Source organism: Bosea sp. F3-2 (assembly GCF_008253865.1).
Classification (GTDB): domain Bacteria; phylum Pseudomonadota; class Alphaproteobacteria; order Rhizobiales; family Beijerinckiaceae; genus Allobosea.
This window is the reverse complement of record NZ_CP042331.1, coordinates 383,585-402,753: the sequence shown is the minus strand read 5'-3', so window position 1 is coordinate 402,753 and position 19,169 is coordinate 383,585. Positions and strand designations below refer to the sequence as shown.

Annotated in this window: 18 protein-coding genes; 8 read left to right on the top strand and 10 right to left on the bottom strand. The window is 66.7% G+C overall.

Translation table 11 applies throughout. The features are described 5' to 3' along the window. Nucleotide 1: 1 nt before the first annotated feature. From nuoG to FQV39_RS01930, 8 genes are all read right to left on the bottom strand, one after another. Nucleotides 2–2,065, bottom strand: coding sequence for an NADH-quinone oxidoreductase subunit NuoG (gene nuoG, locus FQV39_RS01965; RefSeq protein WP_149128776.1), 2,064 nt, complete (start codon nt 2,063–2,065; stop codon nt 2–4). A gap of 4 nt (nt 2,066–2,069) precedes the next feature. Further along, a complete protein-coding gene (gene nuoF, locus FQV39_RS01960; protein ID WP_149128775.1) occupies nt 2,070–3,374 on the bottom strand; it encodes an NADH-quinone oxidoreductase subunit NuoF in 1,305 nt (434 codons plus the stop codon). 11 nt (nt 3,375–3,385) lie between these two features. Further along, entirely contained in the window at nt 3,386–4,315 is a 930-nt protein-coding gene (gene nuoE, locus FQV39_RS01955) for an NADH-quinone oxidoreductase subunit NuoE (protein WP_149128774.1), read from the bottom strand. A 117-nt stretch (nt 4,316–4,432) separates the two neighbouring features. Further along, nucleotides 4,433–5,623 carry an NADH-quinone oxidoreductase subunit D gene (locus FQV39_RS01950; RefSeq protein ID WP_149128773.1) on the bottom strand — a complete coding sequence of 397 codons (1,191 nt, stop codon included), beginning with the start codon at nt 5,621–5,623 and terminating at the stop codon, nt 4,433–4,435. Further along, nucleotides 5,620–6,060 (bottom strand): GFA family protein, encoded by a 441-nt coding sequence (locus FQV39_RS01945; protein ID WP_149128772.1) that lies wholly within the window; start codon nt 6,058–6,060, stop codon nt 5,620–5,622. The genes FQV39_RS01950 and FQV39_RS01945 overlap by 4 nt, the downstream gene beginning before the upstream one ends. Further along, the gene (locus FQV39_RS01940) at nt 6,060–6,665 is read right to left on the bottom strand and encodes an NADH-quinone oxidoreductase subunit C (RefSeq protein WP_149128771.1); all 606 of its coding nucleotides are present in this window, start codon (nt 6,663–6,665) and stop codon (nt 6,060–6,062) included. Before FQV39_RS01940 ends, FQV39_RS01945 begins: the two co-directional genes overlap by 1 nt. Nucleotides 6,666–6,795: 130 nt before the next feature. After that, nucleotides 6,796–7,380 carry a NuoB/complex I 20 kDa subunit family protein gene (locus tag FQV39_RS01935; protein ID WP_149128770.1) on the bottom strand — a complete coding sequence of 195 codons (585 nt, stop codon included), beginning with the start codon at nt 7,378–7,380 and terminating at the stop codon, nt 6,796–6,798. Between the two features lie 65 nt (nt 7,381–7,445). After that, nucleotides 7,446–7,826 carry an NADH-quinone oxidoreductase subunit A gene (locus FQV39_RS01930; RefSeq protein ID WP_400510278.1) on the bottom strand — a complete coding sequence of 127 codons (381 nt, stop codon included), beginning with the start codon at nt 7,824–7,826 and terminating at the stop codon, nt 7,446–7,448. A 340-nt stretch (nt 7,827–8,166) separates the two neighbouring features. On the opposite strand from FQV39_RS01930, the gene FQV39_RS01925 reads away from it, so the two are divergent. After that, nucleotides 8,167–8,874, top strand: coding sequence for a YcbK family protein (locus FQV39_RS01925; protein ID WP_149128769.1), 708 nt, complete (start codon nt 8,167–8,169; stop codon nt 8,872–8,874). Between the two features lie 48 nt (nt 8,875–8,922). Here FQV39_RS01925 and FQV39_RS01920 read toward each other — a convergent pair whose 3' ends face one another. Then, nucleotides 8,923–11,493 (bottom strand): bifunctional acetate--CoA ligase family protein/GNAT family N-acetyltransferase, encoded by a 2,571-nt coding sequence (locus tag FQV39_RS01920; protein WP_149128768.1) that lies wholly within the window; start codon nt 11,491–11,493, stop codon nt 8,923–8,925. A gap of 179 nt (nt 11,494–11,672) precedes the next feature. Continuing rightward, nucleotides 11,673–12,446, bottom strand: coding sequence for a 3-oxoadipate enol-lactonase (pcaD, locus tag FQV39_RS01915; protein WP_149128767.1), 774 nt, complete (start codon nt 12,444–12,446; stop codon nt 11,673–11,675). A gap of 117 nt (nt 12,447–12,563) precedes the next feature. On the opposite strand from pcaD, the gene FQV39_RS01910 reads away from it, so the two are divergent. From FQV39_RS01910 to FQV39_RS01880, 7 genes are all read left to right on the top strand, one after another. Continuing rightward, complete coding sequence (locus tag FQV39_RS01910) at nt 12,564–13,232, top strand: TetR/AcrR family transcriptional regulator (RefSeq protein WP_149128766.1); 669 nt, start codon at nt 12,564–12,566, stop codon at nt 13,230–13,232. Beyond that, on the top strand, nt 13,229–14,467 hold the full coding sequence (locus tag FQV39_RS01905; RefSeq protein WP_149128765.1) for a metal-dependent hydrolase family protein: 1,239 nt from the start codon (nt 13,229–13,231) through the stop codon (nt 14,465–14,467). Before FQV39_RS01910 ends, FQV39_RS01905 begins: the two co-directional genes overlap by 4 nt. An 18-nt stretch (nt 14,468–14,485) precedes the next feature. Further along, nucleotides 14,486–15,706, top strand: coding sequence for an ABC transporter substrate-binding protein (locus FQV39_RS01900; RefSeq protein ID WP_149128764.1), 1,221 nt, complete (start codon nt 14,486–14,488; stop codon nt 15,704–15,706). 74 nt (nt 15,707–15,780) lie between these two features. Further along, nucleotides 15,781–16,644 carry a branched-chain amino acid ABC transporter permease gene (locus tag FQV39_RS01895; protein ID WP_149128763.1) on the top strand — a complete coding sequence of 288 codons (864 nt, stop codon included), beginning with the start codon at nt 15,781–15,783 and terminating at the stop codon, nt 16,642–16,644. Further along, nucleotides 16,644–17,528: a branched-chain amino acid ABC transporter permease gene (locus tag FQV39_RS01890; RefSeq protein ID WP_149128762.1), complete on the top strand. Its 885-nt coding sequence runs from the start codon at nt 16,644–16,646 to the stop codon at nt 17,526–17,528. The genes FQV39_RS01895 and FQV39_RS01890 overlap by 1 nt, the downstream gene beginning before the upstream one ends. Next, on the top strand, nt 17,525–18,283 hold the full coding sequence (locus FQV39_RS01885; RefSeq protein WP_149128761.1) for an ABC transporter ATP-binding protein: 759 nt from the start codon (nt 17,525–17,527) through the stop codon (nt 18,281–18,283). Before FQV39_RS01890 ends, FQV39_RS01885 begins: the two co-directional genes overlap by 4 nt. Continuing rightward, the gene (locus FQV39_RS01880) at nt 18,280–18,981 is read left to right on the top strand and encodes an ABC transporter ATP-binding protein (RefSeq protein WP_149128760.1); all 702 of its coding nucleotides are present in this window, start codon (nt 18,280–18,282) and stop codon (nt 18,979–18,981) included. Before FQV39_RS01885 ends, FQV39_RS01880 begins: the two co-directional genes overlap by 4 nt. The last annotated feature ends 188 nt before the right edge of the window (nt 18,982–19,169 follow it).

The following is a 19,169-nucleotide window of genomic DNA, read 5'->3' as shown; positions in this document are numbered from 1 at the left end:
GTTACTCCGCCGCCTGCTGGTGCCGGCCCGAGGCCAGCGCCGAGCATTCCGCCATCACGGCGGAGGCACGCGCGATCGGGTTGGTCTGATAGAAGTCGCTGACCGCCGGGGCGAAGCCCGCCTTGTCGGTCTTGCCGCCAAAGCCGGCGAGCTTGCCGATCTCCGCCGCGTCATTGGCCGGGAGGCCGTCGAGCGCCGCGAAATGCGGATGCGCCTCGTAGAGCGCCTTGCGCAGGCCGGAGAGTGAGTCGAAGGGCAGCGTCTTGCCGAGCGCTGCGGAGAGCGCACGCAGGATCGCCCAATCCTCGCGGGCATCGCCCGGCGGGAAGGTGGCGCGATCCGCCATCTGCACGCGCCCTTCGGTGTTCACATAGGTGCCGGACTTTTCGGTGTAGGCGGCACCCGGCAGGATGACGTCGGCACGGTGGGCACCCTTGTCGCCATGGGTGCCCTGATAGACGACGAAAGCGCCTTCCGGCACCTCGATCTCGTCGGCACCGAGCAGGAAGAGCACGTCGAGCGCGCCGGGCTGGATCATCGCTGCAGCATCCAAACCGCCCTCACCCGGCACGAAGCCGAGATCGAGCGCGCCGACGCGGGCGGCGGCGGTGTGGATCACGCCGAAGCCGTTCCAGCCCTCGGTGATCGCGCCCAGCGACTGCGCCGCCTTGGCGGCGAGCGAGAGCACGGCCTCGCCGTCGGCGCGGGCAAGAGCGCCCTGCCCGACCAGCACCATCGGCTTGCCGCCGGCGGCCGCGACCGACTTGACGACATCGGCCAGCGTCTCCGGGCCGGCGCCGAGATAGTCGTAGGAATAGGTCAGGTCGGCCTTCTCGCCGATGACGCCGATCTTGAAGTCGCCGCGCAGCCAGCGCTTGCGGATGCGGGCATTCAGGATCGGTGCCTCGCGGCGCGGGTTCGAGCCGATGATCAAGAGCGAGGTCGCCTCCTCGACGCCGGCGATGCCGGCGTTGAGGACGTAGGACGCGCGGCCGAACTTCGGATGAAGCTTGGTGCCGTCCTGGCGCGCGTCGAGATTGGCTGATCCGAGCGAGGCGATCAGGCCTTTAAGCGCGAACATCTCCTCGACCGCGGCGAGATCGCCGGCGATGGCGCCGATCTTCTCAGGTGCGGCAGCCTTCACCTTGGCGGCGATGGCGGCGAAGGCCTCGTTCCAGCTCGCCGGGCGCAGGCGGCCGTTCTCACGGATATAGGGCCGGTCGAGACGCTGCGTGCGCAGGCCGTCGGCGACGTGGCGGGTCTTGTCGGAAATCCACTCCTCGTTCACCGCCTCGTTGAGGCGGGGCAGGATGCGCATGACTTCCTTGCCGCGCGAGTCGACGCGGATGGCCGAGCCGACGGCGTCCATCACGTCGATGCTCTCGGTCTTGGAGAGTTCCCAGGGCCGGGCCTTGTTCTGGTAGGGCTTCGAGGTCAGCGCGCCGACCGGGCAGAGATCGACGACGTTGCCCTGCAGCTCCGAGCTCATCGCGTGCTCGAGATAGGTCGTGATCTCCATGTCCTCGCCGCGGCCGATCGCGCCGAGGTCGGAGGCACCGGCGACCTCGGTGGTGAAGCGGACGCAGCGCGTGCACTGGATGCAGCGCGTCATCGAGGTCTTGACCAGCGGGCCGATATACTTGTCCTCGACCGCGCGCTTGTTCTCGGCATAGCGGGAGGTGTCCACGCCATAGGCCATGGCCTGGTCCTGCAGGTCGCACTCGCCGCCCTGATCGCAGATCGGGCAATCCAGCGGGTGGTTGATGAGCAGGAACTCCATCACCCCTTCGCGCGCCTTCTTGACCATCGGCGACTTCGTCAGGACGACCGGCGGCTCGCCGTTGGGGCCGGGGCGCAGGTCGCGCACGCCGATGGCGCAGGAGGCCTGCGGCTTCGGCGGGCCGCCCTTCACCTCGACGAGGCACATGCGGCAGTTGCCGGCGATCGAGAGGCGCTCGTGGAAGCAGAAGCGCGGCACCTCGGCGCCAGCCGCCTCGCAGGCCTGGAGGACCGTGTACTCGGCCGGGACGTCGACCTCGACGCCGTCGATGAGGAGTTTCGTCATGGTCTCACTCCGCCGCCATCAGGCGCACAGGTTCGCTGTGCGGGTTGGCGGCATAGTCGTCGATGCGCTGCTCGATCTCGTGACGGAAATGCGCGATCAGGCCCTGGATCGGCCAGGCGGCGGCATCGCCGAGCGCGCAGATCGTGTGGCCCTCGATCTGCTTGGTGACGTCGAGCAGCATGTCGATCTCGCGCTTCTGGGCGCGGCCTTCGGCCATGCGCTCCATGACGCGCCACATCCAGCCCGTGCCTTCGCGGCAGGGCGTGCACTGGCCGCAGCTCTCATGCTTGTAGAAATGGCTGATGCGGGCGATGGCGCGGACGATGTCGGTCGACTTGTCCATCACGATCACCGCCGCCGTGCCGAGGCCGGAGCGCAGCTTCGACAGCGAGTCGAAATCCATCGGCGTGTCGATGATCTGCTCGGCCGGGACCATGCGCACCGAGGAGCCGCCGGGGATGACCGCCTTGAGATTGTCCCAGCCGCCGCGGATGCCGCCGCAATGCTTGTCGATCAGCTCGCGGAAGGTGATGCCCATCGCCTCTTCGACGTTGCAGGGCTTGTTCACATGCCCGGAGACGCAGAAGAGCTTGGTGCCGACATTGTTCGGCGTGCCGATCGAGGAGAACCAGTTCGCACCGCGGCGCAGGATGGTCGGGGCGACAGCGATCGACTCGACGTTGTTCACCGTGGTCGGGCAGCCATAGAGGCCCATATTGGCCGGGAAAGGCGGCTTCAGCCGCGGCATGCCCTTCTTGCCTTCGAGGCTCTCCAGCAGCGCCGTCTCTTCGCCGCAGATATAGGCGCCGGCGCCGTGATGCACATAGAGATCAAAGGGATAGCCGTGGACGTTGTCCTTGCCGATGAGCTTGGCCTCATAGGCCTCGTCGACGGCGCGCTGCAGCGCTTCGCGCTCACGGACATACTCGCCGCGGATGTAGATATAGGCCGCATGCGCGCCCATGGCGAAGGAGGCGATCAGGCAGCCCTCGACCAGCGTATGCGGGTCGTGGCGCATGATCTCGCGGTCCTTGCAGGTGCCGGGCTCCGACTCGTCGGCGTTGACGACGAGGTAATGCGGGCGCCCGTCGCTCTGCTTGGGCATGAACGACCATTTCAGCCCGGTCGGGAAGCCGGCGCCGCCGCGCCCGCGCAGGCCGGACGTCTTCATCTCGTCGATGATCCAGTCCCGGCCCTGCTCCAGGATGAACTTGGTGCCGTCCCAGGCACCGCGCTGGATCGCACCCTTCAGGGTACGGTCATGCAGGCCGTAGAGATTGGTGAAGATGCGATCGCGATCTGCGAGCATGTCCTGGTGCCTCACTCTGCCGGCTTGTCGCCGCTCTTGGCGGTCTTCGCACGCGCCCGGGTGGGCTTCGGCTTGCCCTCCGCAGCAGGCGTGTCCTGGGCAGCGCTGCTCGGCTGCACGGGCTCGGAAGGCTTCGGGCGGCCGGCAGCAGCCGTTTCGGTCGCGGGCTTCTCGGCGACCGCCGCGGGGGTCGCTTCGGCCTTCTTGGCCTCGGCTTCGGCAGCTTTCTTCGCCTCCGCCTCGGCGGCGGCCTTGGCGGCAGCAGCCTCGGCAGCGGCCTTACGCTGTTCGAGGACGCGCTTCTGCCAGTCGCCGGCGCCGATCATCGAGCCATCATAGAGGGCCTTGTCGGTCAGCGTGTTCGCGCCGCCTTCCGGCTCGGAACCGACGCGGCCATTCTGCGGGCCGGGCTTGGTCGGGCGGCCGCTGCGGAGATCGTCGAGGAGCTGGCGGAAATTCGCCGGCGTCAGATCCTCGTAGTAATCGACATTGATCTGCGCCATCGGCGCATTGCAGCAGGCGCCGAGGCATTCGACCTCGAGCCAGGAGAGCTTGCCGTCGGCGGTGACGGTCGACTGCGGACCGATGACCTCCTCGCAGACCTTCTTCAGCGCTTCCGCGCCGCGCAGCGCGCAGGGCGTCGTGCCGCAGAGCTGGACGAAATACTCGCCCACCGGCTGCAGGTTGAACATGGTGTAGAAGGTCGCGACCTCCAGCACCCGCATCGGCGCCATGCCGAGACGCTTGGCGACGGTCTCGATCACGGCGCGCGAGACCCAGCCTTCCTGCTCCTGCGCCTTCCACAGCAGCGGGATGACAGCCGAGGCCTGGCGGCCAGCCGGATATTTGGCGATCTGCTGGTCGATCCAGTTCTCATTCGCCGGGGTGAAGGCGAAGGAGGCGGGCTGGACCGGATCAGGTGCGAGACGACGGACGGACATATCAGTTCTCTCTCGACGTCATGCTCGGGCTTGTCCCGAGCATCCACGTCTTCGCAACATCGACCACGTTCAAGACGTGGATGGTCGGCACAAGGCCGACCATGACGGAAACAGCGATCACCGATCGACCTCCCCGAACACGATATCGAGGGAGCCGAGGATCGCGGAGACGTCGGCGAGCATGTGCTTGCGGCACATGAAATCCATGGCCTGGAGATGGGCGAAGCCGGGCGCCTTGATCTTGCAGCGATAGGGCTTGTTGGTGCCGTCGGAGACCAGATAGACGCCGAACTCACCCTTCGGCGCCTCGACCGCGGCATAGACCTCGCCGGCCGGCACCTTGTAGCCCTCGGTGTAGAGCTTGAAGTGGTGGATCAGCGCTTCCATCGAGCGCTTCATCTCACCGCGCTTGGGCGGCACCATCTTGCCGTCGAGCGAGGAGACCGGGCCGCCGCCATCGGGAGCCAGCAGTTTCTCGCAGCATTGCTTCATGATGCGCACTGACTGGCGCATCTCTTCCATGCGGATGTGGTAGCGATCGAAGCAGTCGCCGTTCTTGCCGACGGGGATGTCGAATTCCATCTCCTCGTAGCATTCGTAGGGCTGCGACTTGCGCAGATCCCACGGCGCGCCGGAACCGCGCACCATCACGCCCGAGAAGCCCCATTTCCAGCAGGTCTCGAGATCGACCACGCCGATATCGACGTTGCGCTGCTTGAAGATGCGGTTGTCGCTGAGCAGCCCTTCGAGATCGTCGCAAACCTTGAGGAAGGGATCGCACCACTCGGCGATGTCGTGGATCAGCGAGACCGGCAAGTCCTGATGCACGCCGCCGGGCCGGACATAGGCCGCATGCATGCGCGCGCCGCAAGCCCGCTCGTAGAAGATCATCAGCTTCTCGCGCTCCTCGAAGCCCCAGAGCGGAGGCGTGAGCGCGCCGACGTCCATCGCCTGCGTGGTGACGTTGAGCAGATGCGAGAGGATGCGGCCGATCTCGGAATAGAGCACGCGGATGAGCTGGCCGCGGCGCGGAACGGTCACGCCGGCCAGACGCTCGACCGCGAGCGCAAAGGCATGCTCCTGGTTCATCGGCGCGACATAGTCGAGCCGGTCGAAATAGGGCACCGCCTGGAGATAGGTCTTGGCCTCGATCAGCTTCTCGGTGCCGCGATGCAGCAGGCCGATATGCGGATCGACGCGCTCGACCACCTCGCCGTCCAGCTCCAGCACGAGGCGCAGCACGCCATGCGCCGCCGGGTGCTGCGGGCCGAAATTGATCGAGAAGTTGCGGATGTTGTGCTCGGTCATTGCCGGCCTTCCTGCTGCGCCTGGAAGCGCGCCATCACTTCCGCGCCCGTCAGCCGCGGGCGCTCGCCGGCGAAGTCGTAGAGCGCCGGCTTCTCATCGATGAAGATCTCTTCGAGAAACGTGAACGAGCTCGTGTCGTCGAAGCTCTGGAAGGCCACGGCGACATGGTCCCCGCCCTCGCGCAGTCGCCAGAACAGGCTCGAACCGCAGTTGCGGCAGAACTGGCGTATGGCCCAGTCAGAGGAGACATAGCTGCCGACCTGGCTCTCGTCCTCGACGGTGACCTCGCCGCAGGGCACGGCCATGAAGACCCCGCCGCTCCAGCGCCGGCACATGCCGCAATGGCAGACGTCCATCTCGCGCTTCGTCGGCACGGCGCTGAACCGCACCGCGCCGCACAGGCAGCCGCCGGACAGTTTTTCCGCCGCGGCCGCCATCACGCCCCCTTCGCCTTCTCGTCGCCCGGCAGGACATAGTCCGTGCCTTCCCACGGCGAGAGGAAATCGAAGTTGCGGAATTCCTGGTTGAGCTTCACCGGCTCGTAGACGACGCGCTTCTGCTCGTCGTCGTAGCGCACCTCGACGAAGCCGGTCAGCGGGAAGTCCTTGCGCAGCGGATAGCCCTCGAAACCGTAATCGGTGAGGATGCGGCGCAGATCCGGATGGCCGGAGAAGAGGATGCCGTAGAAGTCGTAGGCCTCGCGCTCGAACCAGTTCGCCGCCGGGAAGACGTCGACGACGGAGGGAACGGGCGTCGCCTCGTCGGTCTGGACCTTGACGCGGATGCGGCGGTTATGGTGCGGCGCCAGCAGCTGGTAGACCACATCGAAACGCTTCTCGCGGCCCGGATAGTCGGCACCGGCGATATCGGTGAAATTGACGAAGCGGAAGCGCGGATCGCTGTAGAGCACCCGCAGGACCTCGACGATCGAAGCCGCCTCGGCATGAACAGTCAGCTCCTCGAAGGCGACGACCGCCTCCGTCACCGCGCCGGGCAGCGCGGCCTTGATCTCTTCGCCGAGTTTTACGAGCGCTTCGCTCATCGTCTCACCTTCTCACCCGCGTCATGCTCGGGCTTGCCCCGGGCATCTCGTGCAGGATTGAACCCAATCCTCATTCGGCGCCTCTCCGTCAGGAGATGCTCGGGTCAAGCCCGAGCATGACGCCCTTGTCTTACCGCTCGATCGTGCCGGTGCGGCGGATCTTCTTCTGCAGCAGCAGCACGCCGTAGAGCAGCGCTTCCGCCGTCGGCGGGCAGCCCGGGACATAGATGTCGATCGGGACGATGCGGTCGCAGCCACGCACCACCGAGTAGCTGTAGTGATAGTAGCCGCCGCCATTGGCGCAGGAGCCCATCGAGATGACGTAGCGAGGCTCCGGCATCTGGTCGTAGACCTTGCGCAGCGCCGGGGCCATCTTGTTGGTCAGCGTGCCGGCGACGATCATCACGTCCGACTGGCGCGGCGAGGCGCGCGGCGCGAAGCCGAAACGCTCGACATCGTAGCGCGGCATCGAGAGCTGCATCATCTCGACGGCGCAGCAGGCCAGACCGAAGGTCATCCACATCAGCGAGCCTGTGCGGGCCCAGTTGATCAGATCGTCGGTGGCGGTGACGAGAAAGCCCTTGTCGGCCAGCTCGTTGTTGATCTCGACGAAGAACGGATCACGCGTGCCGACCGGCTTGCCGTCCGGGCCGAGAAGCCCCCGCGGTGCCGGCGCGACGAGCGGGTCGCCGCGATCGATCGCTGTGATTGCCATGACCTAATCCTCGTGAACCTTTGCCTGCCAGATTGGAAGCGGAGCGCCGCCTCGCGACCGGACAGTCAGTCCCACTCCAGCGCGCCCTTGCGCCACTCGTAGACGAACCCCACGGTCAGCACGCCGAGGAAGATCATCATCGACCAGAAGCCATACCAGCCGAGGCTGCCGAAGGCGACGGCCCAGGGGAACAGGAACGCGACCTCGAGATCGAAGATGATGAAGAGAATCGCGACCAGGTAGAACCGGACGTCGAACTTCATGCGGGCGTCGTCGAAGGCGTTGAAGCCGCATTCATAGGCCGAGAGCTTTTCCGCATCCGGCTTCGAATAGGCGATCGCGAAGGGCGCAATCAGCAGGGCCAGGCCGATGACCGCCGAGACACCGATGAACAGCACCAGCGGCAGGTAGTCGCTCAGGATCGATGACACCGGAAGAGCTTGCATGGTCGAACTCACTTCAGACGGCCGCGGGGCGGCTCGCTGTCCCAGTCGCTTAGACCCTCGATTAGAATGAAGCAAGACTCCGCCGCGCCGCACAATCGCGCGAGCGGGTTGAATGCAGCGCAGGATGGGGCAGAATTCGGCTGCGTCCGCACAGCCTCCCCGTCATTCGGGGCGGAATTCCGTCGGAACCGCGTATTTTCAGCCGCAAGGACGGGCAGAAATCCGTTCACCGTGCCGAATCGCTCCCGGCCGGCAAGCCTGCCTCGCCCGAAAGGCCTTCGATGTTTAAACCGTTTCAGCCCACCCTCGACGCGACACCGGCAGCGGTTCCTGCGGCGCGATGAAGCCCGCCTGCCTGCGCGCCGGGCTCGTTTCGGCGGTCGCCCTTCTGCTGTCCGCGACATCGGCCATCGCCCAGGAGGGCGAGCGCGTGCGCGCGCCCTTGCCGCCGCAGCGGCCTTTCGACCTCGATCTGGAGGGCACGCCGAAGCTGCCGGATATCGTCGTGCCGCGGGCTGTTCTCGCCACCGCTCCCTCAACCGCCGGGACCGCACAGGACACGCCTCCTGCGGCACCGTCGACCGAAACGCCCGCGATCGACACCGCGTCGATGACACTGCCCGCCGAAGGGACCCCGCCCGCCGCCGGTGAGCCGGACGACGACGAAGGCGTGGAATGGCCAAAGCTGACGCCCGGCCAGAAGGCCGGCGCCGAGCCCGACTTCGACCCGAACGAGAAGCCCGAGCGGCCGGGCATCTCGACCGATCCCGGCACCTCGATCACCTGCCTGCCGGATCCCTTGAAGCAGATCCTGGCCAAGATCGTCGATCGCTACGGCGCGGTGAAGGTGACCTCGACCTGGCGGCCGCCCTGGCGTGCGCGGCGCGGCTCCTACCACAAGGGCTGCCAGGCGATGGATTTCCGCGTGCCGGGCGTGCGCCCGCGCATCGTGCTGGAATGGGCGCGCAGCCTGCCGGAGGTCGGCGGGCATCACGTCTACTGGAACGGGCTGATCCACATCGACATCGGACCGCGCCGCCCCTGGTAGGGAGCGGCGCGCTGGCCGTCACGTCTGCAAGCTGCTGGTTGCCAGATCTCAGTCGTGGCCGTCCGTCTTCGAGCCGTCCGAACGGCCCGGCGCATCCAGCCGCAGCGTAACCCGCTTCACCGAAACGTCATCGGGATCGAGGGCGATGGCGAAGCCAAGGCTTTGGCAGAGAGCGAGCATCGGCCCGTTCTCCGCCAGCACCTGGCTATGGACGCAGCGGATACCCTCGGCCCTGGCCCAGTCGATCATCAGGATCATCAAGGCGCGGCCAAGCCCCATGCCTTTCAGGTCCGAGCGCAGCAGGATCGCGTATTCGGCCTCGACATGCCCGGGGTCGGCATGCAGCCGGACCGCGCCGGCAGCATCGCCGCTCCCATCCTCGGTGGCGATGAAGGCCATCTCCCGCGCATAGTCGAGCTGGGTGAGGCGTGCGAGGAAGGTGTGGCTGAAGGATTTGAGCGGCGCGAAGAAGCGCAGCCTCAAATCCTCCGGGGTTACCCTGTTCAGCATCGCGCCGATCAGGAGTTCGTCTTCCGGCTTGATCGGGCGCACGAAAAAGCGGTGCTCGCCCAACTCCAGTCGCCGCGTCCAGGCCGAAGGATAGGGACGGATCGCTGGGCGGCGACGACGCGCGGGATCAGGTTCCAGGGCGATGCGGGCATCGACCGCGACGGCGCCGCTCGCATCGGCGAGGATCGGATTGAGATCGAGTTCCCGGATCTGCGGCAGCTCGGAGGCCATTTTCCCCAAAGCGACCAGCACGGTGGCGATCGCACGACGGTCCGCAGCTGGGACATCGCGATACGCGGCCAGGATGCGCGAGACGCGGGTGCGGGAGACCAGGCCCTCAGCCGAGGCAAGATCGAGCGGCGGCAGTGCGACATGCGTATCGGCGATCAGCTCCGCCGCCGTTCCGCCCCGACCGAAAACGATCACGGGGCCGAAGCAGGCGTCGGTGGCGAACCCGGCGATCAGCTCCCGCGCCTTGGCCCGGTGCGCCATGGGCTGCACCATGAAGCCGGTCAGGCGGGCCTGCGGCCGCTGCCGGCGAAGGCGCTCCGCCATCTGCTCCGCGGCCGCACGGACCGCGCCTTCATTGGCAAGGTCGAGCTCGACGCCGCCGACATCCGATTTATGCGGAACCTCGGGCGAGACGATCTTGAGCGCGACCGTCCGTCCTGCCGCGAACTGCACCTTGGCCGCAGCGACCGCTGCCTCAGCGTCGGGGGCAATGACCAGATCGAGCGTCGGAATCCGGAACAAGGCAAGCAAACGCGTCACCTCGTCCGGTTCGAGCCAGCTTCGGCCCTCTCCGAGTGCCCGCGCGATGATCGACTCGGCAGCGGCGACGTCGGGCGGGTCATCGTCATCGATCGACGGCGGCGTCGCCATCAGCTCCTTGATCAACCGGGCGTGGCGGGTGAGATGCAGGAACCCCACCACCGCATCCTGTTCCGTAGCGAACGAAGGAACTCCCGCCGCAGCGAAGATCGCCGCCGCGCTGTCGCCAGCGCCGATCCAGGCCGCGAGGACGGGCTTGGAAGGAGCTGCACCGCGCGCATCGACGATCGCGCGGGCACACTCCAGCGGATCGGCCGGCGCAACCGGCGCGTTCAGCGCGAGGACTACATCGACCGTCTCCTCCTCCAGCAGATGCGCAACCGCTGCGCGATAGTCCTGCGGGCTGCGGACGATCTCGGGTTCGCGGCGTGGTAGCTGCGAGCCCGCCACCTGCCGCAACCGGCCGGCAGCCAGTGCCGCGAGGCCCTCCCCGTTGCTGACGATCGCGAGCCGGCCCGCCCCGGCAGCCCGCGCCCGACCGAGTGTCTCGGCAGCGGCGAAGAGCTCGTCGAGATCGTTCACGCGCAGCAATCCGGCGCGATGGAAGGCAGCGTCATGCGCAGCGTCGCTGGTGACGATCAGCCCCGCATGCGTCAACGCCGATGTTGCGGCTTCAAGAGGCGGCGGCTTCAGGACCAGCACGGGCTTGATCCGCGCGGCGGCGCGGGCCGAGGACAGGAAGCGCGCGGCATCCGTGACCTCGTCGATCGCCAGCAGGATGGTGCGCGTCAGCGGATCGGCGGCAAAATGATCGAGGCAGTCGGCGATATCGACATCGGCCCCCTCGCCCACCACCACGGCTCCGGACAGACCGATCTCGCGCCGTCCGGCCCAGGCCAGGATTCCTGCGGCCACGGAGTTGGATTGCGCGGCCAGCGCCAGCGTGCCAGCGGAAAGATGCGTCGGCACCGCGGTCGCATTGAGGCCGAGACGAGGCGCCGCGATCCCAAGCGAAGACGGCCCGACCAGCCTCACCCCGGCGGCACGGGCGGCCGCAGACAGCCGATCGCGATCGGCTGCGTCCCCGTCCGGCACCAGCAGACCGGCGCAGCCGCGCTCCTTGGCGGCGACCAGCGCCCTCTCCGCCGCCGCGCTGAAAGCGATGACGAGATCGGAAGGCGGCATGGACGCCAGCTCGTTCGGCCCGGAGAGCACGACCAGCTTGCCGCGATAGCTGCCCGCCTGGATTTGCCTTGCCAGCTCGTCGGTTTCAGCGGCCCCGGCAATCACCGTCGTCGTGGCAGGCTCGAGCAGGCGCTTGATCAGGGCGAGCGTCATCGGTCGGCCATGTCCGTTTGCAGCGATGCCATCAGAAACGATCCCGGCCACTCCGGCCAAGCGTCAACGACAGCTTTCACATACGATCAGGCAAATCCCGTGACGAGCCTATGAAACGAGACACTGCGTCACAGACCTTCGATCTCGGCCAATGAGGACGCGCCAGCTTGCCGCTCCCATCATCCGAGAAATGCATCGACCTCGGCGCCGAATTGCGCGGCCTGCTCGATATTCGAGATATGGGCCGCGTCCAGCAGGCATTTGCGGGCACCTGGTATCGCTGCTCGGACAGCCTCGCCGTCGGCGGGCGTCGTGGCCGGGTCCTTCGATCCGATGATCACGAGAACCGGATTGCGGATCGCCTTGATCGACTCGCGCTGATCCATGTCGCGGATCGCCATGCACGATCCCTGATAGCCGACCACCGGCGTATTCAGGATCATTGCTCGCATCCGTTGCATGGTTTCGGGCGCAGCAAGGCGGAATGGTTCCGGGAACCAACGTGCGATGGTGGCATCGACAAGCGCCTCCATACCCCCGCCTTGAGCTGCCGCGATACGCCCATTCCACAGATCGACCGGGCCCATATAGGCGGCGGTGTTGGCCAGGACCGCGCGTTCGATTCGGTCCGGTGCATGGGTCAGCAGCCACATGCCGACCATGCCGCCCATCGAGAGCCCGCAGAAATGCGCGCGTTCGATGCCGAGCGCATCGAGCACGCCGAGCGCATCCCGACCCAGCTGCTCCATCGTATAGGGAGCCGGCGAAACGATGCTGCGGCCATGGCCGCGCTGGTCGTAGCGGATCACGCGGAAGCGCTGCGACCAGAGCGGGATTTGGTCGTCCCACATCGACATGTCCGAGCTGAGCGAATTCGAGAGCAGCAGCGCAGGCGCCGTGTCGCGGCCGTCGATGCGCACTTCGAATTCCTCATGGCCGATCTTGATCCGCATCGCTTTCGCTCCGTCCGCTTCGGTCCTTTTGTGTCCCCCAGATACCAGTGTGCGCAACATCAAAAAAAAGAAACATGCGTACTTGTCCGTTTGTTTTTGGCTGACTAAGGTTCCGGCATGCCGCCATCAGCCGAGAAGCAGCGCCGGACGCAGGAGGAACGCTCGACGGAAACGCGGGCGCGGCTTGTCAATGCGACGCTCGATCTCCTGGTGGAACGCGGCTATGCGCTTGCGACAACGGCAGACATTGCGGCCCGCGCGGGCGTGACCCGTGGCGCGCTCAACCATCATTTTTCCGGCAAGGACGACCTGATCGTCCAATCCGTCAGCCACCTGCTCCGGAGCTGGATCGGCGAGATCCGCGAGGTCGCGGAACTCGTCAAAGCCGGGAGCCTGTCCCTCTCCGAGTTCGTCGATCGGATGTGGGAATTGTTCTCCGGCAAGCTTTTCCTGGTCACGCTGGAGCATGTGACCGCCGCGCGCCACAATTCCTACCTGCGCGAACAGCTGGTGTCGGTGACGCGCGAATTCCATGCGGCGCTCGACGGCACCTGGCAGGATTTCTTCGACGGCACGGGCCTGCACAAGCCCGAGGTCGAGGCGGCCTTCAACGCCACGCTCTGCCTGATGCGCGGCATGAGCCTGCAGACCATCCTGCGCGACGACCCCGCCTATTACGCGCGCCTTCTCGGCTTCTGGAAGACGGTCCTGGCCGAGCACTCGCAGCAGAGCCGCGCCAGCGAAGGCGCCATTTCCGTTCCGACAGACCAAGGCAGACTCCAGTGACACAGGCGATCATTTTCGAGAACGCAAGGCTGCTAGACGGCACCAGCCCGGAAGGCGAGCGCGACCGCTTCGTGCGCATCGAAGGCGGGCTGATCCGCGAGGTCTCGGACCGACCGATCGCCGATGGCGGTGCGCGGCGCATCGATCTCAAGGGCCGGACCCTGATGCCCGGCCTGATCGACTGCCATGTCCATGTGATCGCGAACTCGGCGAATTTCGGCCAGAACGCGCTGCTTCCGGACGCGCTCGTCGCCCTGCAGGCCGTGAAGCTGATGGGCGAGATGCTGCACCGCGGCTTCACCACCGTCCGCGATGTCGGCGGCGCGACCTACGCCCTCGTCGAGGCACAGGAGCAGGGTCTCTATGTCGGCCCGCGCCTCGTCATCTGCGGCAAGGCCCTGTCGCAGACCGGCGGCCACGCCGATTTCCGCGGTCGCTACGATAACCGCCGGCCCGACTACCAGACCCATCAACTCGGCTCGCTCGGCCGCATCTGCGACGGCGTCGATGCCTGCCGTGCCGCGGCGCGCGACGAGATCCGCCAGGGCGCGCAGTTCGTGAAGATCATGGCCAATGGCGGCGTCGCCTCGCCGACCGATCCGATCGCGTTCCTCGGCTTCAGCGATGCCGAGATCGCCGCGATCGTCGAGGAAGCCCGCAACGCCCAGACCTATGTCTCCGCGCACCTCTACACCGATGAGGGCATCGCGCGCGCCGTGAAGCTCGGCGTGCGCTCGATCGAGCACGCCAACCTCGTCGAGGCCGCGACGGCCCGTCTCATGCATGAGCGGGGCGCGATCGCCTGCCCGACGCTCGTTACCTACGAGGCGTTGAACAATGAAGGGGCTTCCTACGGCCTGCCCCCTTCCTCCGTCGCCAAGATCGATGACGTCCGCCTGCGCGGCCTGGGATCGCTCGAGATCATGCGCGAGGCCGGCGTGACGATGGCCTATGGCACGGACCTGCTCGGCGCCATGCACCGGCATCAATCGGAAGAGTTCGTCATCCGCGGGCGTGTGCTGCCGGCCATCGAGGTCATCCGCTCGGCGACCGTCAACGCGGCCGAGCTGATCGGCATGACCGGCAAGATCGGCACCATCAAGCCCGACGCCTATGCCGATTTCATCGTGGTCGACGGCGATCCGCTGGCCGACCTCTCGCTCCTGACGGGACAGGGGCGCAACATGCCGGTCATCATGAAGAACGGCGACTTCATCAAGAATGAACTGAACTAACCAACAAGGGAACAGGCCATGACCACCAACCGTCGTCAGTTCATCGGCACGCTCGGTGCCGCCTCTGCACTGATCGCAGCGCCTTCCGTCCTGCGCGCACAGTCGCAGGGTGTCTTCCGCATCGGCGCGCTCTGCCCGGTGACGGGCGCCGGCAGCCCCTACGGCTCCGGCATGCAGAAGATGATCATCGCCGCCGCCGAGATCGTGAACGCCGCTGGCGGCGCTGCCGGCCGCAAGATCGAGGTCGTCGCCGAGGACGATCAGACCAGCCCGCAGGCCGGCGTGCTCGCCGCCAAGAAGCTGATCGACGTCAACAAGGTCCAGGCGCTGATGGGGACGTGGTCGTCCGGCGTCTCGCTGGCGGTGCTGCCGCTGACCAACGACGCCAACATCATCATGATGAACACCTCGGGCGCTCCGGCGCTCTCCGTGCCGCCCGCCAATGCCAAGGGCCTGGCCTACCGCTTCCAGGCCACCAATGACCGCTTCGGCAAGGCCTTCGCCGAGATCTGCGTGAAGGAAGGCTTCAAGCGCCCCGCCACCATGGCGTTCAACAACGCCTCCGGCATCGGCAACACCGAGGGCTTCCGCAAGGCCTGGGAAGCCAAGGGCAACAAGGTCGTCGAGAGCGTCGTCTACGAACCGAACCAGGCATCCTACCGCTCCGAGCTGCAGAAGATCCTCGCCGCCAACCCGGATGTGATCGTCACCGGCTCCTACCTGTCGGACACCACGATCATCATGCGCGAATGGTTCCAGACCGGCCAGCCGGTCAAGTGGATCATCCCCGGCTGGGCCGCCAATCCCGATCTGGTCAAGGCGACCGGCCCGGAGGTCGTCGAGGGCGTGATCTCGGTCGACTCGATCTCCAACGAAACGGCGCCGTCCTTCAAGGCCTATGCCGAGGTCTATGAAAAGACGACCGGACAGTCCGGGCAGTCGAACATCTTCAGCGCCATGACCTGGGACATGGTCCATGCGCTCGCCCTGGCGATCGAGGCCGCCGGCTCCACCGAGACGGCCGCGATCAACGCCAAGATCCGCGAGGTCTCCAATCCCGACGGCACGAAGGTCTACAGCTACGCCGAGGGCAAGGACGCGCTGAAGAAGGGCAAGATCAACTACGAGGGCGCGTCCTCCGTGCTGGATTTCGACCAGTACGGCGACGTCTCCCCGTCCTTCGGCGTCTTCTTCATCGAAGGCGGCAAGCTCAACCGGCGCTACGTCGTCAACGTCTGACGCATCGCCCCTGCAGGCCTGTGCCTGCAGGGGCCGCTGGCTCCGGCCGCGGCGATGCCCGAGCAGGTAGCTCCATGTTCTATGCTCAGCTTTTCGTAAACGGGCTGTTCCAGGGCCTCGTCATCGGCCTGGCGGCACTCTCGATCACGCTCGTCTTCGGGATCGCGCGCTTTCCGAATGCCGCGACCGGTGACTCCATGACGCTCGGCGCCTATGCGGCGCTGGCAGCCCACAAGGCCAGCGGCTCCTTCATTGTTGCCGGGCTCGGCGCGGCCGGCGCGACGGGCATCGTGCTGCTCCTCGCCTATTGGAGCGTGTTCCGGAAGCTCGCCAACCGTTCCGTCGTCGCGCTCCTCGTCGCCTCGATCGGCATCGCCTTCGTGCTGCGGGCCGCGCTCGGCGTCGCCTTCGGCCATGGCCAGCAGGTGTTTCAGGTGCCGCTCTCGCGCCCCTACCTGTTCGGTGGCTTGCGCATCCTGCCGCTCGACCTGCAGATGGCGCTGGTCGCGCTCGTCACCCTGATCGCCGTCTTCGGCCTGCTCTACCTCACCGCGATTGGGCGGCAGATGCGTGCCGTCGCCGACAACCGCGACCTCGCCCGCGTCTCCGGCATCCGCCCGGGCCGCGTCATGATCGCACTCTGGTTGCTCGCCGGCGCCGTCGCCGGCATCGCCGGGATGATGCTCGGCATGAAGACGATCGTGACGCCCGAATTCGGTTGGGAAATGCTGCTGCCCGCCTTCACCGCGGCGATCCTCGGCGGCATCGGCTCGCCGGTCGGCGCGGTCGTCGCCGGGCTCATCCTCGGCGCGATGCAGGAGGTTTCGACCCCCTTCGTCGGCTTCACCTACAAGATCGCCATCGCCTTCCTGATCATGCTCGCCGTCCTGCTGGTCAGGCCGCGCGGATTGTTCGGCCGCGTCGAGGGAGTGCGCTGATGGAAGCCTATCTCGTCGCGATCGGCATCATCGCGCTGATCTACGTCCTGCTCAGCCTCGGGCTGACGCTGCAATACGGGCTCACCGGCCTGATCAACTTCGGCCATGTCGGCTTTTTCGCGATCGGCGCCTATACCAGCGCGCTGCTCGTGCTGAACGGCGCGCCGTTCATCGTCGGCTTTGCGGGCGCGGCCCTCCTCGCCGGCGTAGCGGCCTGGCCGATCGGCCTGGTCTCGCTGCGCCTGCGTGATGACTACTTCGCCATCGTCACGCTTGGCTTCTCGGAGGTCGTGCGCATCGTGCTGACGAGCGAGCGCTGGCTGACCAAGGGCGTGCAGGGCATCCCCGGCATTCCGCGGCTCTATTCCGGCCTCGGCGGTGCGGCCGGGCAGCTCGCCACCTTCGCCACCATACTGGCCGTCACCGTGGTCGCCGCCTGGATGATCCTCCGGATCGCCCGCTCGCCCTTCGGCCGCATCATCGAGGCGATCCGCGACAATGAAGAGGCGGTGCAGGCGCTGGGCAAGGACCCGCCGCGCTTCAAGATCCAGGTGCTCGTGGTCGGCGCGGCTCTGGCCGGCATCGCCGGCGCCTTCTACGCCCACTACATCACCTACATCGTGCCCGAGCAGTACATCCCGCTCGTCACCTTCTATGTCTGGATGGCGATCATCATGGGCGGCGTCGGCCGCGTCTCCGGCGCGGTGATCGGCTCGGTGATCCTGATGGTCTTCCTCGAAGGCTCGCGCTTCATCCGCGATATCGTGCCCGGCATTTCCGAGGTCGACATGGCCTCGGTCCGGATCGGGCTCGTCGGCCTGCTGCTGATCCTGTTCATCATCTATCGGCCGCAGGGGCTCATGGGGGATTACACCAAGCGATGAGCCTCGAAATCCGCGACATCACCAAGTCCTTCGGCGGCTTCCAGGCCCTCGACGGCGTGCGCCTCACCATCGAGACCGATGCGCTGTTCGGGATCATCGGCCCGAACGGCGCCGGCAAGTCGACGCTTTTCTCCGTCATCTCCGGCTTCGTCCCGGCCGATGCAGGCGAGATCCGGCTGAACGGTGATTCGATCGACTCTCTGTCCCCGCCGCAACGCGCCCGCGCCGGCATGGTTCGCACCTTCCAGGTTCCGCGCGAGTTCTCGCATCTGACGGTGCGCGAGAACCTGATGGCCTCCGCCCCCGATCAGACCGGCGAGAGCCTGCTCGGCCTCTTTTTCCGCCCTGGCCAGGTCCGCAAGGAAGAAGCGGCGATCGCCGAGACCGTCGAGCGCACCATCGCCTTTCTCAAGCTCGGCAAGGTCGCCGACGTGCCTTCCGGCAAGCTCTCCGGCGGCCAGAAGAAGCTCCTCGAACTCGGGCGCGCCCTGATGGTCGAGCCCAAGCTCATCCTGCTCGACGAGCCCTTCGCCGGCGTCAACCCGGTGCTGATCGGCGAGATCATGGAGCGGATCGAGGAGCTGAACGCGCGCGGCATCGGCTTCGTCATCATCGAGCACGATCTGGAGGCGCTGACCCGGCTCGTGCCGCGGCTCGCCGTCATGGATCGCGGCAAGGTTCTGGCCGAGGGTGCGCCCGCCGCCGTCCTCGAAGACCCGGTCGTGCGCGAAGCCTATCTCGGAGGCGTGTCGTGACGCTGCTTGAAATCAAGGACGTCCGCGGCGGCTACGGCGAGGTCGACATCCTCAACGGCATCTCGCTGTCGCTGCAGAACGGCGAGATCCTGACCGTCGCCGGCACCAACGGCGCCGGCAAATCGACATTGGCGAAGGCGATCGTCGGCCTGCTGCCGCGCGTCTCCGGCGGCATCCAGTTCGAGGGGCGCGACCTGCTTCCGCTCGCAACGGAAGACCGTATCGCGGCCGGCATCGGCTACGTCCCGCAGGTCGCCAACGTCTTCGGCTCGATGAGCATCCTGGAGAACCTGCAGGTCGTCGTCGGCGTGCGCGATCAGGCGCAGCGGATCCGCGAGCTGTTCGAGGCGTTTCCGTTGCTCGGTGAACGCAAGCGCGCCCGTGCCGGGTCGCTCTCCGGTGGCGAGCGCCAGCAGCTCGCCTTCGCCCGCGCCCTGATGACGCGCCCGCGCCTGATGATCCTCGACGAGCCGACAGCGGCCCTCGCCCCCGCCAAGGTGGCCGAGGCCTTCGCGCTGATCAAGCGCCTGCCCGAACTCGGCGTCTCGGTTCTGGTGGTCGAGCAGCGTGCTCGCCAGTCGCTCGCGATCTCCGACAATGGCTGCATCCTTGACGGCGGCAAGGTCGCGCTCGCGGGCCCCGCCCAAAGCCTGCTCGACGATCCGAAGGCAGCCGAACTCTATCTCGGCCAGCACTGACAAAGCTGCCGCTGTCTCGCCGACAGCGGCCCGCAAACTCGGATCATCGCAGGAAGCACAAAACGCTAGAGCATGCTGCGTTTTGGTGGAAGCGCGGGTCATCCCGGCCGGAGCGAAGCGGAGAGCCGGGATCCATGCCTGAACCTTTGTCGGGAAGCGCTCTGGCATGGATCCCGGGTCAAGCCCGG